This window comes from Conservatibacter flavescens, from assembly GCF_002795425.1.
GTDB classification, from domain to species: Bacteria; Pseudomonadota; Gammaproteobacteria; order Enterobacterales; family Pasteurellaceae; genus Conservatibacter; species Conservatibacter flavescens.
This window is the reverse complement of the sequence record NZ_PHHA01000044.1, coordinates 24170-42490: the sequence shown is the minus strand read 5'-3', so window position 1 is coordinate 42490 and position 18321 is coordinate 24170. Positions and strand designations below refer to the sequence as shown.

18 protein-coding genes are annotated in these 18321 nt (G+C 39.7%); 13 read left to right on the top strand and 5 right to left on the bottom strand.

Annotation, left to right across the window (positions count from 1 at the left end):
- Positions 1-222: 222 nt before the first annotated feature.
- The 5 genes from hemG to CVP05_RS12450 all read right to left on the bottom strand — a co-directional run bounded on the left by hemG (position 223) and on the right by CVP05_RS12450 (position 4744).
- Positions 223-750 carry a menaquinone-dependent protoporphyrinogen IX dehydrogenase gene (hemG, locus tag CVP05_RS12470; protein ID WP_100289884.1) on the bottom strand — a complete coding sequence of 176 codons (528 nt, stop codon included), beginning with the start codon at positions 748-750 and terminating at the stop codon, positions 223-225.
- 4 nt (positions 751-754) lie between these two features.
- Entirely contained in the window at positions 755-2218 is a 1464-nt protein-coding gene (locus tag CVP05_RS12465; protein WP_100289883.1) for a TrkH family potassium uptake protein, read from the bottom strand.
- Between the two features lie 2 nt (positions 2219-2220).
- The gene (locus CVP05_RS12460; protein ID WP_100289882.1) at positions 2221-2835 is read right to left on the bottom strand and encodes a YigZ family protein; all 615 of its coding nucleotides are present in this window, start codon (positions 2833-2835) and stop codon (positions 2221-2223) included.
- A gap of 144 nt (positions 2836-2979) precedes the next feature.
- Complete coding sequence (gene rpoH / locus CVP05_RS12455) at positions 2980-3831, bottom strand: RNA polymerase sigma factor RpoH (RefSeq protein ID WP_100289881.1); 852 nt, start codon at positions 3829-3831, stop codon at positions 2980-2982.
- A gap of 124 nt (positions 3832-3955) precedes the next feature.
- Complete coding sequence (locus CVP05_RS12450; protein ID WP_100289880.1) at positions 3956-4744, bottom strand: IclR family transcriptional regulator; 789 nt, start codon at positions 4742-4744, stop codon at positions 3956-3958.
- A gap of 194 nt (positions 4745-4938) precedes the next feature.
- Here CVP05_RS12450 and yiaK point away from each other — a divergent pair, with 194 nt between their 5' ends.
- The 13 genes from yiaK (at position 4939) to araD (ending at position 18212) form a co-directional block, all read left to right on the top strand.
- Positions 4939-5937 (top strand): 3-dehydro-L-gulonate 2-dehydrogenase, encoded by a 999-nt coding sequence (gene yiaK, locus CVP05_RS12445; protein WP_100289879.1) that lies wholly within the window; start codon positions 4939-4941, stop codon positions 5935-5937.
- 16 nt (positions 5938-5953) lie between these two features.
- Positions 5954-6424: a NanQ anomerase/TabA/YiaL family protein gene (locus CVP05_RS12440; RefSeq protein ID WP_100289878.1), complete on the top strand. Its 471-nt coding sequence runs from the start codon at positions 5954-5956 to the stop codon at positions 6422-6424.
- Positions 6425-6439: 15 nt separating this feature from the next.
- Complete coding sequence (locus CVP05_RS12435; protein ID WP_100289877.1) at positions 6440-6919, top strand: TRAP transporter small permease; 480 nt, start codon at positions 6440-6442, stop codon at positions 6917-6919.
- Entirely contained in the window at positions 6919-8196 is a 1278-nt protein-coding gene (locus CVP05_RS12430; RefSeq protein ID WP_100289876.1) for a TRAP transporter large permease subunit, read from the top strand. Before CVP05_RS12435 ends, CVP05_RS12430 begins: the two co-directional genes overlap by 1 nt.
- 101 nt (positions 8197-8297) lie before the next feature.
- Positions 8298-9284, top strand: a complete 987-nt coding sequence (locus CVP05_RS12425; protein WP_100289875.1) for a TRAP transporter substrate-binding protein — start codon at positions 8298-8300, stop codon at positions 9282-9284.
- 96 nt (positions 9285-9380) lie between these two features.
- On the top strand, positions 9381-10364 hold the full coding sequence (locus CVP05_RS12420) for a TRAP transporter substrate-binding protein (protein ID WP_100289886.1): 984 nt from the start codon (positions 9381-9383) through the stop codon (positions 10362-10364).
- Between the two features lie 70 nt (positions 10365-10434).
- Positions 10435-11949, top strand: a complete 1515-nt coding sequence (locus CVP05_RS12415) for a sugar ABC transporter ATP-binding protein (protein WP_243389251.1) — start codon at positions 10435-10437, stop codon at positions 11947-11949.
- A 56-nt stretch (positions 11950-12005) separates the two neighbouring features.
- Positions 12006-13049 carry an ABC transporter permease gene (locus CVP05_RS12410; protein WP_100289874.1) on the top strand — a complete coding sequence of 348 codons (1044 nt, stop codon included), beginning with the start codon at positions 12006-12008 and terminating at the stop codon, positions 13047-13049.
- 30 nt (positions 13050-13079) lie between these two features.
- Positions 13080-14189, top strand: a complete 1110-nt coding sequence (locus CVP05_RS12405) for an ABC transporter substrate-binding protein (protein WP_100289873.1) — start codon at positions 13080-13082, stop codon at positions 14187-14189.
- Between the two features lie 71 nt (positions 14190-14260).
- Entirely contained in the window at positions 14261-15145 is an 885-nt protein-coding gene (locus tag CVP05_RS12400; protein WP_100289872.1) for an SMP-30/gluconolactonase/LRE family protein, read from the top strand.
- 9 nt (positions 15146-15154) lie between these two features.
- Positions 15155-16636 carry an FGGY-family carbohydrate kinase gene (locus tag CVP05_RS12395; protein ID WP_100289871.1) on the top strand — a complete coding sequence of 494 codons (1482 nt, stop codon included), beginning with the start codon at positions 15155-15157 and terminating at the stop codon, positions 16634-16636.
- Between the two features lie 26 nt (positions 16637-16662).
- Entirely contained in the window at positions 16663-17523 is an 861-nt protein-coding gene (locus CVP05_RS12390) for an L-ribulose-5-phosphate 3-epimerase (protein ID WP_100289870.1), read from the top strand.
- Entirely contained in the window at positions 17517-18212 is a 696-nt protein-coding gene (araD, locus tag CVP05_RS12385; protein WP_100289869.1) for an L-ribulose-5-phosphate 4-epimerase, read from the top strand. The genes CVP05_RS12390 and araD overlap by 7 nt, the downstream gene beginning before the upstream one ends.
- Positions 18213-18321 lie beyond the last annotated feature (109 nt).

The following is an 18321-nucleotide window of genomic DNA, read 5'->3' as shown; positions in this document are numbered from 1 at the left end:
CTGATAAATTGTTAAAGAACAGTTGCTATCAAGCAAGGGGTACTATTTTAGTTGTTTTAAAAACGCTAGTCAATAGTCGAATAAAAAATTTTATTTTAATATTCCTTTAATTCCCACTACCTTACAGCAGCGGAGGCGTATTATAGTGAGCTTTCAAAACTATGCAAGTATTTTTTTTCACAAAAGAAATTACTTGTTTTCTTTATGAACAATTTATTACGCTTATGCGCGGTTAACCTGATGTTTTAACCGATCAGCGAACTGATAGACATCATTCCAATTAGTATATTCTATTTCTTTTGTGGTATCCGTTTCTCCACCAGTTATTCTCATAATCAGTTGGATCATCACTCTATCGATAAAGCGGTATCTAGGATAATATAAACCACCTGCGAATACTTGCGTGATTGTGGGTTTCCATTTGCTTTTTTGTAAAAACTTTCGCGTATAGCCATTGGTTTCTGGCGTGTTTTTATCTGCTTTTCGCGCAGTAAGATTCACAGAGAAGAAAGCTGTAGGCATTTGGTTCAGCTGTAGATGATATTTTTCAATAAATTGATACAGATTTCGATGAAAATGCCCATAGCGAATAGAGGCCCCGATAACAACTTGAGAAAATTGTTTTAAATCGACCGCACTTTCTGGATTTAGAGGAGCGACCTCTACTACCCCTCCCATTTTACATGCAATCTCATGGGCTATTTTCATGGTTTGCCCATCATGACTTAAGTATAAAATTAACGTTTTCATATAACTATGACTTCCAAAAAGTAGGGGTGAATAAAACGAGCAATGAAAACGTTTCTAATCGACCACAAATCATTGCAAATGTTAATACTATCTTAGCGCTTTCAGGCACATTAAAAAAATCATTATGAACGGCACCAAGTCCAGGACCTGCGTTTGTTAAGGTAGCAAAAACAGCGCCCATCGCATCAAATGCACTCATTCCACATAAAATAACCCCAAATACACATCCCCAATAAACCAAAATAAATACCATTAAAAATGCCCAAATACTTTCAAGCATCCGAATGGGTAAAATAGTATTACCTAATTTGATCGGTTGAACTAAATTAGGGTGAACCAAACTCCGTAACTCTCGCTTAACTTGTAACCATAAAATCAACACTCGGATAGTTTTCAACCCTCCTGTCGTTGAACCTCCACATCCGCCAATCAAGCTCGCAATCACTAATAACATCGCTGCAAATGCCGGCAAATCATTAATATCAAAAATCGTATAGCCTGCAGTCATAGACATAGAGGTTAACTGCAATGCTCCTTGAATTAAAGCGGTATCAAGATACTCTACTACATCATAAAAGTATAAAGAGAACGAAAACAGCAAAATAAAACTCACTTGTACACTCAAAAAGAAACGAAATTCAGGATCTCGCCAATAATTTCGCCAAATGCTTTGTTTGCCAAGATGACTTAATGCTGAAATATGGAGGCTGAAGTTTACGCCAGCAATTAACATAAAAAGTGTTGTGATGGTATAAATGGTAGCACTGTTAAAATAACTAATACTCGCATCATGTGTCGAAAACCCACCATTAGAGACCGTTGAAAAACTATGTCCGATAGCATCAAATACACTCATGCCTGCCAACCAATAAGACAATGCACAAAGTATTGTTAATGAGAAATATAGTACCCACAATAATTTTGCCACTTCTGCAATGCGTGGTCTTAACTTTTGTTCTTTTAGTGGCCCAGATGATTCTGCTCGGTAAAGTTGCGCACCACCTATTCCTAGCAATGGAATGATGGCTACAGCTAGAACAATAAGCCCCATACCACCTAACCACTGTAAAAATTGGCGGTAAAACAAAATAGCTTTGGGGAGAGTGTCTAAATTTTTGACAACCGTCGCGCCAGTTGTTGTTAACCCAGAGAAAGATTCAAAAATTGCAGAGGAAAAAGATAAATTAGGTTTTTCAAACAGCATAAAAGGAATAGCACCAATTCCGCCAAGCACTAACCAAAATGCGACAACAATCAAAAAGCCATCACGTGACCGTAACTCTTCCTTATGGTGATGACAAGGCCACCATAAGGATAATCCGATAATGGAACTTATCAGAAAAGTCTGAACAAATGCTTTACCGCCACCATCTCCATATAATAAAGCAACAAGTGCAGGCACAAGCATTGTAATAGAAAAGCACATGACTAAAATGCCTATAATGCGAATAATAGATAATATTTGCACAATTACCTTCTTATTTTTTCAATGATTAATTGCCCTGCTGAACGTTCTTGAATTTCTCGCTCAAATTTGCCTCTATTGTCTTCGCTGATGGCAAGCTGAAACCAAACTTTATCGGTAAAGTCCTGCGATTCTATCACGATATTATATTTTTCATATAATAATTGTAACCAATTAATTTGCCCATAATCACAAACCAGGCTGTAAGACTGCCGTAAAATTTTCACGTCTGTTTCTAATTGCTTTAAGGCTTGTTGAACCCCATTTCCATAAGCGCGTACCAAGCCTCCAGTTCCCAACTGAATCCCCCCATAATAGCGGACTACAACAGCACTAATTTCCCCAATACGACTGCCCTGTAACGCACTTAACATGGGTTTTCCGGCAGTCCCTGCTGGTTCTCCATCATCTGAAAAACCATATTGTTGACTATCGTCCGGAGCGCCCGCAACTGCAGCCCAACAATGATGCCTCGCGGCAGGGTGCAACACTCTTAATTCCTGCCAAAAATTGCGCGCCTGCGTAATGTTCTCTACATGACTCAAATAGGTAATAAAGCGACTTTTTTTAATTTCTTCTTCAAAAACAACCGCACTTTTAGGGATTAAATATTGACTCATAACGGCTTATTCAAACGATCATAATTATTCGGTTATGCTAACAATTTTATTTTTTATTTCAACAAAGTGACACAAAAATAAAAGGACTACGCCCTGATAATATACAAGACATAGTCCTCAATTGAGAGACTTTTAGCTTACAACTTAAAAAACCACTGCATTTTTTAATTTTTTCAATGCATTGTTTTCAAGCTGTCTAACACGCTCTGCAGAAATATTATATTTTGCCGCTAAATCGTGCAAAGTCGCTTTATTGTTATCATCTAACCAACGCGCTTTGATAATATCTTGGCTGCGCGCATCTAAGCTTGCAAGCGCTGCTGCAACTTGCTCTGTCGCTTGATTTTCGTAATTTTCATTTTCTAATTCAGACGCAAAATTTGAGCTTTTATCTTCCAAATAGAGTGATGGCGAATAAACATCTTCCTCACCCTCTTCATTTGGAAGATCAAAAGCAAGATCTGACCCCGTCATACGGGATTCCATTTCAATCACGTCTTTTGCTGTAACGCCTAGTTCTTCAGCGACAAGGTTAACTTCATTCTCATTAAACCAACCTAAGCGCTGTTTTGTCTTTCTCAAGTTAAAGAACAATTTACGTTGTGCCTTAGTTGTTGCCACTTTCACAATACGCCAATTACGCAAAACATACTCATGAATTTCTGCTTTGATCCAGTGTACTGCAAAAGAAACGAGTCGCACGCCAACTTCAGGGTTAAAGCGTTTCACAGCTTTCATCAAACCAATATTTCCTTCTTGGATCAAGTCAGCTTGCGGTAAACCATAACCCGAGTAACCACGCGCTACATGAATAACAAAACGAAGATGAGAGAGAATAAGCTGTTTCGCTGCCTCCACATCTTCATGGTAATACAAACGTTCAGCTAGACTCTTTTCTTCCTCCGCGCTAAGCATTGGATATTCATTCGCCGCGCGGATATAACCTTCGAGACTACCTTGAGGAACAAGCATCATTGTTTGTGTTTCTGTATTCATTATTTTCCTTCTTAAATAAACATATTACTATGTTAGTTATAACATAATCTTCCCTAAGATCAATGAAAATTCGTTATGTTATGACGATTTTTGTAATAGTTAGACTATGTTCTTGTTAAAAAGTTCAATATGCTGATGCGCCTAATTCATAGGATATTGCCTTTGCGGTATCCTTAATACACCCCATTAACGCCGTTTTATCCCATTGGCTTAATTTAGCCGTAGATAAAGAAACGGAAAGTGCATAGAGAACATCACCATTAAAATTGAAAATAGGATAAGCAATGCACGTTGTTCCGATTTCATTTTCTTCATTATCCATCGCATAACCGACTTCCTTTATGTGTCTTAATTCTTGTGTCATATCATCAAGCACAACAATGGTATTGTCAGTTAATTTTTGTATCCGCATAGGATCCTGCTGCCAATAATGGGCTAGATATTCTGGCTTATCATATGCCATAAAAAGCTTACCCATCGCTGAGCAGTATAATTGTAAATGCTGTCCCACATAAGCACGCGTACGAGTCAAGCCGGTTTTTGGATCCAATTTATAAATCATTACCGCATGATCATGCTGTCGCATTGAAAAATTAACCGTTTCTCCAGTTTCCTGATTTAGCTTATTTAACAAGGGGATTGCTATACTTAAAATATCCATAGATGCCAATGTTTTTTGGCCTATTGCTAGACATTTTGTTGTCAGCCGGTAACAACCACTGATATGTGTTTGCTGAACATAACCACATGACTGCAATGTTTGAAGCATGCGATGAGTGGTACTCTTATTTAATTCTGCCAACTCAGCTAACTTGGCTAACAAACAGCCATTTGGATAATCACTTAAAATATCAATTAAAGAGAGCGCTCTAACTAAACTCTGATTTGTTGTTTTTTTTACTTCCAATTCCATGTATTGATCCTTTTTATCAACAAATTCATTTCACATAACAATAGAACTAGCCTGCCTTCTATACAATACTATACAAATTAAAATGAGATATAGATCACAAAAACGACAATATTAAATAGGATTAAAATCATGGCTAAGTATAATATATGAAATAGCATTTCACAATATGAAACATTAAACTTAAGAGGTTATTTATGAAAGTGACTTATGATGAACTCAAAGCAGAATTTAAACGTGTCTTACTTGCTCGTGGAGTCAAAGAAGCTACAGCTGAAGAATGTGCAACGATGTTCGCTGATACCACTCAATCCGGCGTATATTCTCATGGTGTAAACCGCTTTCCTCGTTTTATCCAACAATTAGAAAAAGGCGATATTAACCCTGAAGCAGAGCCAACAAAAGTACTTTCTTTAGGTGCAATTGAACAATGGGACGCCCATCAAGCTATCGGTAACTTAACCGCGAAAAAAATGATGGATCGCGCAATGGAAATAGCAGATCAACACGGTATCGGTGTGGTTGCTCTGAAAAATGCAAATCACTGGATGCGTGGTGGTGGCTATGGCTGGCAAGCGGCTGAAAAAGGTTATATCGGTATTTGTTGGACTAACTCTATCGCTGTTATGCCACCATGGGGAGCGAAAGAATGCCGTATCGGTACCAACCCATTAATTATTGCTATTCCATCAAACCCAATTACTATGGTTGATATGTCTTGTTCTATGTATTCTTATGGAATGTTGGAAGTCAATCGCCTTGCTGGCCGACAAACCTTTGTTGATGCTGGTTTTGATGATGAAGGCAATTTAACGAAAGATCCAGGCACAGTAGAGAAAAACCGTCGTTTATTACCAATGGGTTATTGGAAAGGCTCAGGCTTATCTATTGTATTAGATATGATTGCAACATTATTATCTAATGGTTTATCAGTCGCAGAAGTCACTGAAGAAAAAGATGATGAATACTGTGTATCACAAGTCTTTATTGCGATTGAAGTTGATCGCTTGATTGATGGCAAAACAAAAGACGAAAAACTACAAAAAATTATGGATTATGTTCGTACAGCAGAACGCGCGGACCCAGATGTCGCAGTGCGTTTACCAGGACATGAGTTCACCACCTTACTTGCAGACAACAAAGCCAATGGTATCCCTGTCGACGATACAGTTTGGGCGAAATTAAAAGCATTATAACAATAGGGAGTCTGCTATGTTTTTCGGGCACATTAACCAAATCGATGCAAATATTTATCCAAAAGTGATACAAAAAGCATTGAATTATCTAAAAACAACGAATTTCGACGAATTAGAAGTCGGTCGTTATGAACTTGACGGGAAAAATATGTATGTACAAGTTCTTGATTTGCAAACTCAAGAAAAGAGCCATTATCAACCCGAAGTACACCGTCATTATTTAGATGTTCAATATTTGCATAGTGGAAAAGAAACCATTGGTGTCGCAATTGACAATGGGCAAAATGACATTGCACACGATTACGATGCTGAACGTGACATTCTGTTCTATAAAGATGTACAAAATGAAACCACATTGGTTATGCGTCCGGGAAATTTTGCCGTCTTTTTCCCTACTGATATACATAGAGCAGCTTGCTGCGATGGCGACTCATCTTTAATCCGTAAAGTTGTTGTCAAAATCGCAGTCTCTCAACTTCATGAATAATCTCAGGGGGCATACATGAATACACTTGCACGTTATTCAACAAAAATCCTCGAAACTCTGGTTGTCATTATCTTGGCGATAATGTCCACTTTAGTCTTCCTCAATGTCGTTTTACGTTATGGCTTCAATAGCAGTATTAGCGTAACAGAAGAGGTAGCTCGCTATCTGTTTGTATGGCTATCTTTCTTAGGCGCAATTTTAGCGTTTAATGAAAATCAACATGTTAGTGTCAACGTTTTAGTCGACAAGCTATCACCACTAAAACGACGCGTATTACGCCTTATCACTGATGGTTTAATGCTATTTTGCTGTTATCTAGTCTTTGACGGCAGCATGACACAATTCCAATTAAACTGGGACAATATCGCGCCAATCTCAGGTATTCCTACTGGTATTACATTTTTAGCGAGCGTTATCGCAAGTGCCGCTATCGGCCTATTACTCGTATTAAGAATGTTTGCCAATTTGACCGCACTTGCTAAAGGAGATAAATAATGACTGTTGTAATTTTTCTAAGTGTCTTACTGATCTCCATTTTAATCGGTATTCCTGTCGCCTTTGCCCTTTTATTGTGTGGTGTGGCATTAATGCTTCACTTAGATCTCTTCGATCCGCAAATTATGGCTCAGCAATTAGTGAGCGGTGCAGATAGTTTCTCTTTGTTAGCCATTCCATTCTTCGTGCTAGCAGGTGAGCTCATGAACCAAGGTGGATTATCTAAGCGTATTATTGATCTACCCATGAAATTAGTGGGTCACAAACGAGGGGGATTAGGTTTTGTTGCGATCCTTGCAGCAATGATCATGGCAAGCCTTTCTGGTTCAGCAGTAGCGGATACCGCCGCAGTTGCAGCGATGTTGTTACCGATGATGAAAACGACAGGCTACCCTGTCGATCGTTCTGCAGGCCTGATTGGTACCGCGGGTATTATTGCGCCAATTATCCCACCGTCTATTCCATTTATTATCTTCGGTGTCGCCAGTGGTGTTTCAATTACCAAGCTGTTCCTAGCGGGTATCTTCCCAGGAATCTTAATGGGCGTTTGTTTGGCCATTGTTTGGTGGTTCCAAGCGAAAAAATTGGATCTCATGACATTTTCTAAAGCGTCCAAAGAAGAGCTTTGTATTTCATTCAAAAACAGTATTTGGGCATTATTATTACCAGTCATTATCATTGGTGGATTCCGTTCAGGCATGTTCACCCCAACTGAGGCTGGGGCTGTTGCCGCGTTTTATGCCTTAGTAGTGTCAATTTTTGTTTATAAAGAACTAAAATGGTCACAATTATATGGTGTCCTATTGGCCGCAGCAAAAACTACCGCAGTGGTGATGTTCCTCGTAGCGGCAGCACAAGTCACTGGTTGGTTAATTACCATTGCTGAATTGCCACAAATGATGACCGAGCTACTTGAGCCATTATTAGACAGCCCAACGACATTACTGATTGTGATCATGTTATTAGTCTTTGTTATCGGTATGGTAATGGATCTTACGCCAACAGTATTAATCTTAACCCCTGTATTAATGCCATTGGTCGAAGAAGCGGGTATTGACCCTGTATATTTCGGTGTTTTATTCATCTTAAATACATCGATAGGTTTAATTACCCCACCTGTCGGCAATGTATTAAATGTTATTACTGGCGTATCTAAACTGCCATTTGATCAAGCAGCAAAAGGGATTTTACCTTATCTCTTTATGATGATCGCGTTATTATTTACCTTTGTATTTATCCCTGATTTAATCCTGGTGCCATTGAGCTGGATGTCATAAATCAGACAAGCAAAAGTGCGGTTGGCTTGGAAAAAGTTTTGCAAAACTGACCGCGCTTTCACTTTAAAGTAATGAGTTTAACCCACAAAAAAGGAGTATCCATGAAACTTTTTAATCTTAAAACTTTAGCTGCTCTTGTTGCAAGCACCGTTCTATTTACTGCCAGTGCAAACGCTGCAACCACATTACGTTTTGGTTATGAAGCACCTCGCACTGATACCCAACATGCTGCCGCAAAAAAATTCAATGATCTCTTAAAAGAAAAAACAAACGGCGAAATCAAATTAAGCCTTTTCCCAGATAGTACCTTAGGGAATGCCCAAACTATGATCGCTGGCGTACGTGGTGGAACTATCGATATTGAAATGTCTGGTTCACCTAACTTTTCAGGCCTTGAGCCAAAATTAAATGTAATTGATATTCCATTTATTTTCCAAAATCGTGAGCATGTTTATAAAGTGTTAGATGGCGAAGTTGGTCAAGAATTATTACAATCTCTTGAAGATAAAGGATTGAAAGGTTTAGCTTTCTGGGATGTTGGTTTCCGTTCGTTTACAAACTCAAAACACCCAGTAAAAACACCAGATGACATCAAAGGATTAAAAGTACGTACAAATCAAAATCCGATGTACATTCAAGCCTTTACCTTATTAGGTGCAAATCCAGTGCCAATGCCGTTATCTGAGCTTTACACTGCTCTAGAAACACGTGCAGTGGATGCGCAAGAACACCCAGTCGGTATTGTTTGGTCATCAAAATTATACGAAGTACAAAAGCATTTAAGTTTAACGAACCATGGTTACACACCATTAATCGTCGTGATGAACAAAGCTAAATTTGATGGCTTAAGCCCTGAATTACAACAAGCTATTTTAGAGTCAGCTAAAGAAGCGGGTGCATATCAACGTCAATTAAATGAGCAAAATGAGCAAGACATCATTAGCAAAATGAAACAAAACGGCATTGAAGTCATTGAAGAAGTCGACACCAAACCGTTTAAAGATGTGATTGAAACCCAAGTTCGTCAAGCATTTATTGACAAGAATGGTGACGAATTAATTCAAAAAATTGATGCATTAGCTAAATAATGAACCACGTTCATTAATATTCTCAAAAGTGCGGTAGAGTCTAAAAAACTTTTTAAAATTCTACCGCACTTACCCTGTTAAAGAGGAGAAATCATGATGAAAATTACCCATCTCAAAAAAATCGCAGCCATCATTGCAGGTTTCATGACAATCAACATGGCACAAGCAGCCACCTCACTCCGCTTTGGTTACGAAGCCCCTCGCTCTGATAGCCAACATGTTGCCGCCAAAAAATTTGATGAGTTATTGAAAGAAAAAACGAAAGGAGAATTAAAACTCAGCCTTTTCCCTGACAGTACATTAGGCAACGCACAAACCATGATCAGTGCCGTGCGTGGTGGAACCGTTGATTTAGAAATGTCGAGTTCTTCTAACTTTACAGGTTTAGTACCCGAATTAAATGTCATTGATATCCCATTTATTTTCCAAAATCGTGAACATGCCTATGCCGTATTAGATGGTGAAATCGGACAAGGCTTACTCCAAAAACTTGAAGCACAGGGCATGAAAGGATTGGCTTTTTGGGAGGTGGGTTTCCGTGGCTTTACCAATTCTAAACATCCCGTCACCAAAGTAGAAGATGTAAAAGGCTTAAAAGTTAGAACGAATCAAAATCCTATGTATATTCAAGCCTTTACTATCTTAGGCGCAAACCCAGTGCCAATGCCATTATCTGAACTCTATACCGCATTAGAAACAAAAGCAGTGGATGCTCAAGAACACCCAATTGGCATTGTTTGGTCCGCAAAATTATATGAAGTACAAAAATATTTCAGCCCAACTAACCACGGCTACACGCCATTGTTAGTCGTAATGAACAAGGCAAAATTTGATGCCTTGCCAGCAGAACAGCAGCAAGCAATCATAGAAGCTGCACAAGAAGCAGGCAAATTCCAACGCCAACTCAATTTTGATAATGAGCAAACGATCATCGAAAAAATGAAAAAAGCGGGCGTTGAATTTGTAGAAGAAATAGATACAAAACCATTTAAAGCAGCTGTAGAAGGCGAAACTCGCAAAGCCTTTATCGAAAAAAATGGTGATACCTTGATTAAACAGATTGATGCCCTTGCAAAATAATCTGTCGACACGAATAGTGTGTTTTTACACACTATTCACATGACCCTTCCTCAACATTATGGAGGAAAAAATGGATTCAAACACTCAGCCAATACTCAAAATGCAAAACATTGTTAAACGTTTTGGCGCTAATATTGCGGTTAACAATGTCAGTTTGCATATCCATCAAGGTGAAATCGTTGCTTTGCTAGGTGAAAACGGGGCGGGCAAATCGACCTTAATCAAGATATTAGCCGGCATTTATGATTGTGATAGCGGTGATATTTTCTTTCACAATAAAAAAATTCATTCTGCAAATGCCTTAAAAAAGGACAATAAACAACCGATTGCGTTTATTCATCAAGATTTAGGCTTAATTGAATGGATGACAATTGCGGAAAATATGGCCTTTGTCATGGGCTTTCCTCGCCGTTTCGGTCTAATTGATTGGGCGAAAATCCGTGAACAAGCACAAAAAGCATTAGATTATGTCGGCATAAAATTATCTGCAGACACGCGCGTATTTGATCTCAGTCGCACCGAAAAGGCGTTACTCGCCATTGCTCGTGCAATCGCAATAAATGCAGAAGTGTTGATTCTTGATGAACCAACGGCTTCTCTCCCGGCAAGTGATGTAGAACATTTGTTTACCGTACTTAACCGTTTACGCGAACAAGGTGTAGGCATGGTTTATGTCACTCATCGCTTAGATGAAGTTATTGCAATTTCCAATCGCATTTTGGTCATGCGTGATGGCTTTCCAGTGGCAGAAGGCGAAACCCAACATTATGATGTAAAAGGCCTTGTTAAAGCCATTGTGGGAGAAGAAACACGAGGTAAACAACGCAATCCTTTGCCTCAAAATAGTGATGAAATGCTACGTTTAGACAATGTGGTTGTCGGTGACACCGGCCCAGTATCCTTTACATTACATAAAGGCGAAATGATTGCCCTTGCGGGTTTACGTGGCGCGGGTCAAGAGGAAATCGGTCGTCTATTATTCGGTTTACGACAGTTAGATCAGGGGGCGATGCACTTAAACAATCAGCCTTATCTTGCTCATTCTCCACAAGAGGCTATTCAGCAAGGTATAGCCCTAGTTGCAGGCGATCGTACAAAAGAAAGCGTATTTATGTCCATGACCACCACTGAAAATTTATTTATCAACCCTGTTCTCAGTGGGCATGCGCCTTTGAAATGGTATCACCGCCGTCAAGAACTCAGTGAAAGTTGGTTTAAATATCAGCTATTTGATATTCGTCCAAAGAATTTGTTTATTGATGCCAGTGCGCTATCGGGAGGAAATCAACAGAAAATTGTTTTAGCACGTTGGATGCACTTGAATACACCCGTACTTATTTTGGAAGATCCCACTGCCGGTGTTGATGTTGGTGCAAGAGCTGAAATTTATGATTTATTAAATAAAGCCTTAGATAAAGGAATTGCAATTATTGTGATTTCCACAGACTTTGAAGAAATCGCTCACCTTTGTAATCGAGCATTAGTCTTTAATCGAGGCGATATTGCCGGAGAATTAAGAAACGAGGACGTTTCCTTTGCAAACCTCCTTGCCCTTGCCTCTGACGCAAAATCCAAAATGGCTTAACCTATTATTTCGAGCAGTTAGATAAAATCTAGCGTTGTCACCTTCTAGGAGGATTTATGGCTCAAACTAACATAAAATCGACCGCACTTGAACAGCCTGTTTCTATTACTAGAGACGGTTTTTTGCCTTGGTTTTCTCAAATGCTAACTCGTTATGGATTGCTATGGCTATGTATTCTATTGGTCATATTATTCTCGCTTACCACTGAATCCTTCGCTTCAATGTTAACCCTAAATGCCATTTTAGAGAGTAAATCTAAAATTGCGCTGCTTGCCCTTGCTGCCACAACAACCATGATTGTAGGAAAAATTGACTTAAATGTCGGTTTTGGCATTGTGTTATGGCATATTTTGGTGATTACCTTACAAGTGCAATTTGGTTTTTCTTGGCAAATGTCAATTCTTATTGTACTCGCCATTGCCGCGCTATATGGTTTATTAAACGGCATTCTTGTGGCTTTGGCTGACATCGACAGCTTTGTCGCCACACTCGGATCCGGCACGGTATTATATGCTATCGCCCTTTGGCATTCAGGAGGCCGTCAAATTGTAGGCGATTTACCCGATGAATTCATTGCATTAAATAGTACAGAAATCTTCGGCCTCCCCATTTCCGCTTTTTATGTGTTAATTGTTGCGATCATTATGTGGCTAATTACTGAACACACCCCTACCGGACGCTGTATGTATGCGGTAGGAGGCAATCCAACCGCTGCGCGTTTAAATGGTATCAACATTAAAAAATATACGATTGTCCCTTTTGTTGTATCAAGTGTATTGACTGCTTTTACAGGCATTTTAATCTCTGCTCAACAAGGTGTGGGGCAAGCGAGTGTTGGTATGGATTATTTGTTACCCGCTTTAGTCGGGGCATTCTTAGGCAGTACCACAATTCGACCGGGTCGTATTAATGTGTGGGGAACCGTTGTTGGAATCGCGATCCTCGCCATTGGCATATCTGGTATACAGCAATTCGGAGGCGCATTCTGGGTTGAACCTTTATTTAACGGGACAACATTACTTTTGTCCATTACGATTGCCGGTTATGCGCAACGTAAGCGTTTACTAAATCAAAAATCAATTCAGAAGAAATCTTCTTAATCCGTTGTTTCACTCAAAAAGGAGTAGACTATGAAAAAAAATATTTCTCATACTTTAACCGCACTTTCTGCGCTCATTGCCATGTCTTTTTCCAGTGCTAGCTTGGCAGCAGACCCTTTTGTTGAAGAAGCTAAACAGCAGGTAGCTGCCGCAACTGCGAAAAAAGAAAACTGGGACGGCCCAACAACTGGCCCAAAACTTCAAGCAGACAAAAAGGTGATTTTCATTGCCTCTGATATGAAAAATGGTGGTGTGTTAGGGGTGATTGATGGTATGAAAGAAGCCGCTTCTGTCGCAGGGTGGAAACTCGATGTATTAGACGGCGCCGGCACAGTTAACAATCAATTAGCCGCGCTTAACCAAGCCATTGCGAAAAAACCCGATGCGATTGTTATCGGCGGTTGGAACCCAAATGTGGCAAAAATTCCACTGAAAAAAGCCGTACAGAACAATATTACGCTTGTGGCTTGGCATGCCACACCACAACCCGGCCCGGATGAAAAATATAATATTTTCTATAACGTTACCTCAGACTCTGACGAAATAGCGCGGCTTTCTGCCTTACAAGCCATTGTTAAATCAGAAGGGAAAGCGCAAGTGGTCATCTTAACAGATTCACTCTATGAAATTGCATTACGCAAAGCCAATGTGATGAAAGACACTATCGAAAAATGTCAGGAGTGCAAAGTATTAGAGTTTATTGATACGCCACTAGCAGATACCTCTAGCCGTATGCCAAGCCTAACGTTTAGCTTGTTACAAAAGTATGGGGATAATTTACAATATACGCTCGCCATCAATGACTTATACTTTGATTTTATGGCACCGTCCTTGCGTTCAGCAAATAAAGGCGAAATGCCATATAACATCTCTGCCGGCGATGGCTCCGTGACCGCTTATCAACGTATTCGCAATCAAGATAAACAGTTTGCAACCGTCCCTGAACCATTAAATCTACATGGTTGGCAGCTTGTAGATGAACTTAATCGTGCTTTTGCTAAAGAACAACCATCAGGTTATGTCACCCCCGTTCATCTTGTTATCAAAGAAAATGTCGCTTTTGATGGTGGAGATAAAAATCTTTATGACCCACAAAACGGTTATAAAGAAGCTTACAAAACCATTTGGGGTGTTCAATAAATTCGCCATCATGTCCCCTATGCATGGGGGCATATTTGACGATAGAACTTATCTTTTATTGAGGGTTGGCTATGGCACTACAAGTTGAAGTTTATGACGAGCGTTTTCATTCCTTAGTGGGGACAAAATTTCACCTCACCGAATTATTTCAATCGGCTATTTGGGCGGAAGGTCCTGTTTGGCATCAAGAAAAACAAACGCTTATTTTCAGCGATGTAAAAGGCAATAAAATGTATACATGGTCTGAACAACAGGGGATACAAATTTTCCGTTCTCCGTCTCACTTTGCCAATGGAAATGCCATTGATCAACACGGTAATTTAATCACCTGCGAGCATGGCAGACGCGCGATCAGCCAAACAGATTCACAGGGAAATATTCGCATATTAGTTGACAAACTGGAGCATAAACGCCTAAATTCACCCAATGATGTTGTGGTAAAATCCGATGGCACAATTTGGTTCACGGATCCCCCTTATGGCATTTTAAGCGATGCCGAAGGGAAAAAATCCCCAAGCGAAATCATTGGTTGTTATGTTTATTGTTATGATCCAAAAACCAATGATATTAATATCGCCACTTTTCACGTGATGCGCCCTAATGGTTTAGCATTTTCACCAGATGAAAAACAATTATTTGTGGCAGATATGTCTGCCGTTGAATTTGAAAAAACAGGCTTACATCACCTCGTTGTCTTTGATGTCGAAGGCCGGAAATTAACCAATAGACAGGAAATAGCGGAAATTAATCCAGGCATTCCTGATGGTTTTTGTATCGATCAACAAGGTATTATTTTTTGCAGTTGTGAAAACGGATTGATTGTTTTAACTGCGCAAGGCGATTACTTAGGTCGTTTTATTTTAGACAAAACGACGTCCAATTGCACCTTTGGACAACATCAAAAAGAATTATTTATTACAGCAAGCAATAGCGTATATCGCTTAAACATAGAATAGGAAGAGATAATGAATTACTATTTAGGAATTGATTGTGGTGGCACTTTCGTTAAAGCCGGTATTTATGATAGTCAAGGCAAAGAATATGGTTCTTTTCGTCAGGGGCTAGATGTCATTAGCGAGCATTCTGGTTGGGCTGAGCGCGATTTAGATGTTTTATGGGAAACCTGTGCAAGTGTCATTCAAGGTGTACTCAAACAAACGCAAATTGATGGTTCTGCCATTAAAGGGCTTGGTATTTCTGCACAAGGCAAAGGTTTATTCTTACTTGATAAAAATCATCGTCCATTAGGGCGCGGCATTTTATCTTCGGATCAACGGGCCCTGAGTATTGTCAAGCAATGGCAAAAAGACGATATGCCAAGTAAACTCTATCCTTTAACGCGCCAAACCTTATGGACGGGACACCCTGTATCTATTTTACGTTGGATTAAAGATAATGACCCACAACGTTATCACAACATTGGCGCAGTATTAATGTCCCATGACTACTTACGCTTTTGCTTAACTGGGAATGTCAATTGTGAAGAAACCAATATTTCAGAATCCAATTTATACAATATGGCGACTGGGCAATATGACGAAAAATTGGCACAACTGTTAGAAATTCCTGAAATATTGACCGCACTTCCCCCTGTTGTGGGCGCCTCAGAAGTCGCAGGTTACATCACTGCTGAAGCGGCACAAAAAACCGGCCTACGTGAAGGCACGCCTGTCGTCGGAGGGTTGTTTGATGTAGTTTCTACCGCCATTTGCGCCGGTTTAGATGATGAAAGTAAGCTCAATGTGGTTCTTGGCACATGGTCTGTCGTGAGTGGGATTACATCTCATATCGATCCAAACCAAACCCTGCCTTTCGTATATGGCCGTTATGCTCAAGAAGGGCAATTTATTGTCCATGAGGCAAGCCCAACTTCAGCAGGGAACTTAGAGTGGTTTACAAAGCAATGGAGTCAGCTCAACTATCAACAAATTAATCAGCTTGTGGCCGATTTACCTAAAGCAGAAAGCAGTGTATTCTTTATTCCGTTTTTATACGGTTCTAATGCGGGTTTGGGCATGCAGGCGGGCTTTTATGGAATGCAGGCATTACATACTCAAGCACATCTTCTACAAGCTATTTATGAGGGCGTTCTCTTTAGCTTAATGACGCATTTAGATCGTATGCGCATTCGTTTTCCTGATACAAAAATCTTACGAGTGACTGGCGGGCCTGCAAAATCAGAAGTTTGGATGCAAATGCTTGCAGATTTAAGCGGATTGTCCATTGAAATCCCGCAAATTGAGGAAACTGGCTGCTTAGGCGCGGCATTAATGGCAATGGTTGGAAATGGCGAATATACCGATTGCCAAGCAGCACAAAGTGCGGTCGGAAAACAAATTATTTCTGTGCAACCTGATATGACAAACCATAAAAAATACCAAGCCAAATACGCGCGCTATCAAGCCCTAGTAAACAGCTTAAAACAATTTAATGAAATGCAATTTTAGTCAATTAACACAATACGGAGTAATCCATGAGAAAACATAAATTAGGTATTTATGAAAAAGCATTACCAAAAAATATAAGTTGGCAAGATCGACTATCCATTGCGAAAGCTTGTGGTTTCGATTTTGTCGAAATTTCGGTTGATGAAACAGATGAGCGTTTAGCTCGCTTAGATTGGACTAAGCAAGAACGCATTGAATTAGTACAAGCGATTATCAACACTGGCGTGACGATTCCATCAATGTGTTTATCTGGCCATCGCCGCTTCCCATTTGGTAGCCGTGACGAAGCGACTCGCCAGAAAGCTTATGAAATTATGGAAAAAGCTATCCAGCTTGCCGTCGATCTCGGTATCCGTACCATTCAACTTGCCGGCTATGATGTATATTATGAAGAACAAGATGAAGAAACCATCGCTCGCTTCCAACAAGGTTTGGAATGGGCCGTTGAATTAGCAGCAAGCAATCAAGTCACTATTGCGGTAGAAATCATGGATACCCAATTTATGAGCTCAATTAGCCGTTGGAAAAAATGGGATAACATTATCCAATCTCCATGGTTTACCGTTTACCCTGATTTAGGCAATCTTTCAGCGTGGAATGACAATGTCGCAGAAGAGCTTAAATTAGGCATTGACAAAATTTCAGCCATTCACTTAAAAGATACTTACAAAGTGACTGAAACCTGTAAGGGCCAATTCCGAGATGTTCCGTTTGGTGAGGGGTGTGTCGATTTCCCTGCCTGCTTTAAAACACTCGCTGAATTAAATTATCGTGGTGCATTTTTAATTGAAATGTGGACAGAAAAGGCCGAAGAACCGATTGCAGAAATAATTAACGCTCGTCGTTGGATTGAACAAAAAATGAAAGAAGGAGGATTCCAATGTTAGAACAATTGAAAGAAGAAGTATTACAAGCCAATTTAGAATTACCGAAATATGGCTTAGTAACATTTACTTGGGGGAATGTTAGCGCTATCGATCGCGAAAAAGGTTTAGTCGTCATTAAACCATCAGGTGTCGAATATGACGTAATGAAAGCTGAAGATATGGTCGTTGTCGATTTAGCAACAGGTAAAGTTGTGGAAGGCACAAAAAAACCTTCTTCTGATACCCCAACACACTTAGAATTATATCGTCAATTCTCTGAAATTGGTGGCATTGTCCACACCCATTCTCGTCATGCAACCACATGGGCGCAAGCTGGACGTGATCTCCCAGCATTAGGCACCACACATGCCGATTATTTTTACGGCACGATTCCATGCACACGTCTAATGACAGATAGTGAAATTCAAGGCGAATACGAATTAGAAACCGGAAAAGTCATTGTTGAAACATTCCGTCAGCGTGAAATTAATCCAAAAGATGTCCCTGCCGTATTAGTTAACTCCCATGGCCCATTTGCTTGGGGCACTGATGCTCATAATGCGGTACATAATGCTGTTGTACTTGAAGAAATTGCGTATATGAATTTATTCTCATATCAGTTAAATCCAAATTTATCTTCTATGCAACAAGTGCTACTTGACAAACATTATCTACGCAAGCATGGTAAAAATGCTTATTATGGTCAATAATCCTTAATCATATGCCCTCATTTGAGGGCATATTTCTATAAAACTCTTCATTTTTAAACCGCACCTCTCCCCTCTTTAAAACACAAAAACTCAGTTATATTTACAAAAC